Source organism: Aerococcus sp. L_32, assembly GCF_050689315.1.
The window spans coordinates 1-3,891 of sequence record NZ_JBOEQF010000201.1 but is presented as its reverse complement, the minus strand read 5'-3'; the positions used below and the strand labels follow the sequence as shown (position 1 = coordinate 3,891).

Annotated in this window: 4 protein-coding genes; all 4 read left to right on the top strand. The window is 40.3% G+C overall.

The genetic code is table 11. From position 1 onward, the window contains the following. Nucleotides 1–297, top strand: a 297-nt coding sequence (locus ACRCJ0_RS10355; RefSeq protein WP_431390385.1) for an SAM-dependent methyltransferase, incomplete at its 5' end; no start/stop codon positions are given. A gap of 39 nt (nt 298–336) precedes the next feature. Then, the gene (recN, locus tag ACRCJ0_RS10350) at nt 337–2,031 is read left to right on the top strand and encodes a DNA repair protein RecN (protein ID WP_154836769.1); all 1,695 of its coding nucleotides are present in this window, start codon (nt 337–339) and stop codon (nt 2,029–2,031) included. Nucleotides 2,032–2,050: 19 nt separating this feature from the next. Next, complete coding sequence (gene miaA, locus ACRCJ0_RS10345) at nt 2,051–3,001, top strand: tRNA (adenosine(37)-N6)-dimethylallyltransferase MiaA (RefSeq protein ID WP_431390384.1); 951 nt, start codon at nt 2,051–2,053, stop codon at nt 2,999–3,001. A gap of 29 nt (nt 3,002–3,030) precedes the next feature. Then, the coding region (gene hflX / locus ACRCJ0_RS10340; protein ID WP_431390383.1) for a GTPase HflX at nt 3,031–3,891 on the top strand (861 nt) is incomplete at its 3' end.

Below are 3,891 nucleotides of genomic sequence, written 5' to 3'. Positions count from 1 at the left end.
GACGGACAAGTGGCTGCTTTAGTGAAACCACAGTTTGAAGCCGGTAAAGATAAAGTCGGTAAAAAAGGGATCGTTCGAGATAAGAAAGTCCATAGAGACGTGATTGAACATACTATGCAAACCGCAATTGGACTTGGTTACGATGTTTCAGGTTTAACCTATTCACCGATTACTGGTGGTACTGGGAATATTGAGTTTTTAATGCTACTAACGAATACAGAAGGTGAGCCTGGCCAAATTGATCCCGCAATAGATATTGATGCGGTCATCGAAGAGGCACATTCAGTATTTCATTAACGAGGGTATCTATAGGGTTAGATAAGGGGAGAGATGTAAATGCTTCAGCATCTTACAATTAAAAATTTTGCAATTATAGAAGATTTAACAATTGATTTTGATACAGGCATGACTGTCCTAACTGGTGAAACAGGTGCCGGGAAGTCCATTATTATTGATGCTGTTGGCTTGTTAGTCGGTGGTCGTGGATCAACAGACTTCATTCGCTATGGTAGCGATAAATTTGACCTTCGAGGGATCTTTTACATGCCTGATTTATCTGAAGAAGGTCGCAGTATGTTGGCTGATAATGACATTCCTTTCGATGATGCCCAATTGATGATTGTCCGTCAGTTAGATATCAATGGAAAAAATACAATCAAAGTTAATGGCGTATCCATGACTGTTAGCATGCTCAAAGCTTTAGGTACGCACATTGTAGATATCCATGGGCAAAATGAGCACCAGTCTTTAATGAACACAAGCAATCATATTCATTTGCTAGACCATTTTGCTAAGCATGAAATTGCTCCTAAACTAGCTAGCTACCAAGAAGCTTATGTAACTTATCAAACTGCGAAAAAGCAATTAGATAGTCAAAATCTAAACGAGCAAGAAGCTGCCCAACGCGTTGATTTATTAAAATTCCAAATCAATGAAATTGAATCGGCGAATTTACAAGTGGGTGAAGACCAAGCTTTAATTAGTGAACGTGATCAATTGCAAAATTTTCAAAAAATTGCTGATGCCTTAGGTGCCAGCAATAATTTGCTGTCTAATGCTGATTTGAATATTATCGATTTAGTCGGTCAGGTTATTGGTGAACTTGAAACCATACGTGACTTTGACACGACCTATAGTGATTTCTATGAACAAACAACGGGAACTTATTATGCCTTACAGGATTTGGCCTCAAGTATTTCAGACCAGGTAGATCAACTGCATTATGATCCGAATCGTTTGGATGACATTATTGAACGATTAGCTGTATATAAGAATCTGACCCGTAAATATGGGGACGATACTGAAGCCGTTCTAATCTATCTGGATAAGGCGAAGGAAGAGTTGAAGCAAATTGAAAACCGTGAGTCGAATCAACAAAAATTAAAGGATGCAGTAAAAAAAGCGCAAGCAAATGCATTAGCATTAGCAGAAGATTTATCTAAGAGTAGAAAATCTGCAACAGCAGGTTTAGTGACGGCCATTGAAGGACAGATGCAGGCGCTCTATATGGAGAAAGCCAAGTTCCGCGTGGATATGTTAACCCTGGATGAATTAGGACCCTATGGGATTGATGATGTCGCCTTTATGATCGCCACTAACCTTGGTGAGCCATTTAAGCCGCTTGTTAAGGTCGCATCAGGCGGGGAGTTATCTCGATTGATGTTAGCAATGAAAACTATTTTCCAAAATGCATCAGGGGTAACAGCAATTATCTTTGATGAGGTGGATACGGGGGTATCTGGACGTGTGGCTCAGGCTATTGCAACCAAAATGTTTGAAATTGCCCTTAAAGCTCAGGTATTATGTATTACGCATTTACCGCAAGTAGCCTCGATGGCAGACCACCAATTGTTCATCTCTAAAGATGAAAACAGCAACCGTACCTATACAAATGTACGATTACTAACAAATGAAGAACGGATAGACGAAGTCGCAAGAATGCTGACGGGGTCTAATATTACGGCAGTTGCAAAGCAAGCAGCGGCTGAACAAATTGAAGAAGACCGACAATTTAAAGCGAATCTTCGCTAATAACAGGAGGAGTGGGTGGATGAATCCTAAGATGATAGTAATAGCTGGGCCTACGGGTGTAGGTAAGACCAGTTTATCTTTAAAATTAGCCACAGCATTTAATGGTGAAATTATTAACGGTGATTCCATGCAAATCTACCAAAATTTAAATATTGGAACGGCGACCCCGACTGAAAGTGAGCAAGCTGTGGCAGTGCATCATTTAGTTTCCTATGTTAGAGTGGACGAAGAATATTCAGTTTCTCGCTTTAAAGAGGATGCTAAGTCGGCTATGGAGGCTATTTTGGCAAAAGGAAAAGTCCCTATATTAGTTGGGGGAACGGGTTTATACCTAGAATCCTTTATATATGACTTATCCTTAGGTGGTAAAGATTTGGAACATCCTGAATTTCGTGCGCAAATGGAAACGTTAGCGCAAATGGAAGGGAATGAAGCAGTCTACCAGAAATTGGTTGACTTAGACCCTAAAGCAGCAGACCAAATTCATCCCAATAATTTACGTAGAGTCATTCGGGCTTTAGAAGTTGGAACTTTTTCGGACCGGTTATTTTCAGACCAATCGGAAACGCATGCAAATCATGTGTCGCCCTATGATTTGTTGATTATCGCTTTAAATACGGACCGACAAGTCTTATACGAAAGAATCAATATGCGGGTCGATGATATGGTCAACCAAGGGCTTATTGAAGAAACGAAATGGTTGTTGGCGCAAAACTTAGCTGAGGATCAACAATCAATGAAAGCTATCGGCTATAAGGAATTATTACCTTATATTCGAGGTGAAATGCCACTTGAATTAGCGCTAGAAGATTTAAAACAAAATTCAAGACGGTATGCCAAACGACAAATAACATGGATCAGAAATCGATTAACAGATGCGCATTGGCTAGATTTAGTGACGCATCCTGAGAATTTGCAGCAGGTATTAAAGCTAGTAGAAGATTTTTTGAATGCGACTAGTTTGCCTTAATTTAGATTTTCGGTTCAGAAGGAGGAAGTATGCAAAAAGTTTTATTAGCAGCAGTTCAGACACCTGACACCAGTGACCGACAATTTGATATGCAAATTGAAGAGTTAGAGGAGTTAGTGAATACGGCAGGGGGAGAAGTGGTTGGGCTCGTTTCACAAAAACGGGAAAGATTTGACGCCAGAACCCTAATTGGTAAGGGGAAAGTAGAAGAATTGGCCATGCATGCAGATGCAAATGAAGCTGATTTAATTATTTTCTATCAGCAATTAACGCCGTCACAAAATAACAACCTACAACAAGCAGTAGATTTCCCAGTGATTGACCGGATTCAATTAATTTTGGATATTTTCGCTATGCGGGCAACTTCAAAAGAAGGTAAATTACAGGTTGCCTTAGCACAGAACGAATACCTATTACCGCGTTTAGCAGGTAATTATAATGCCCTATCTAGACTTGGTGGGGGGATTGGGACGAGAGGTCCTGGTGAAACGAAAATTGAGCAAGACCGTCGGGTTCTTCGTAACGAGATTCAACGCATCAAGGGTGAGTTGAAAGAAGTAGAGAAGCACCGTAGTCGGACTCGTGAGAACCGGGAAAAGGGCGCTATTTTCCAATTGGGTTTAATTGGCTATACCAATGCCGGCAAGTCAACAATTACAAACGCCTTGACCCAAGCGGATACCTTGGAAGAAAATCAATTATTCGCTACCTTAACACCTTTAACACGGGTATTTTCACTCAATAATCATTTCCAAATGTCCATAACGGATACGGTAGGATTTATTCAAGATTTACCACCCCAAATTATCGACTCATTCCATTCAACATTGGAAGAAAGTCGTCAGGTGGATTTGATGTTGATTGTAATTGATGCGTCATCGCCGTATGCA

Coding starts and splice junctions, on each gene's coding strand:
- miaA (WP_431390384.1), top strand. CDS start 2,051: ATGAATCCTAAGATGATAGTAATAGCTGGGCCTACGGGTGTAGGTAAG.
- recN (WP_154836769.1), top strand. CDS start 337: ATGCTTCAGCATCTTACAATTAAAAATTTTGCAATTATAGAAGATTTA.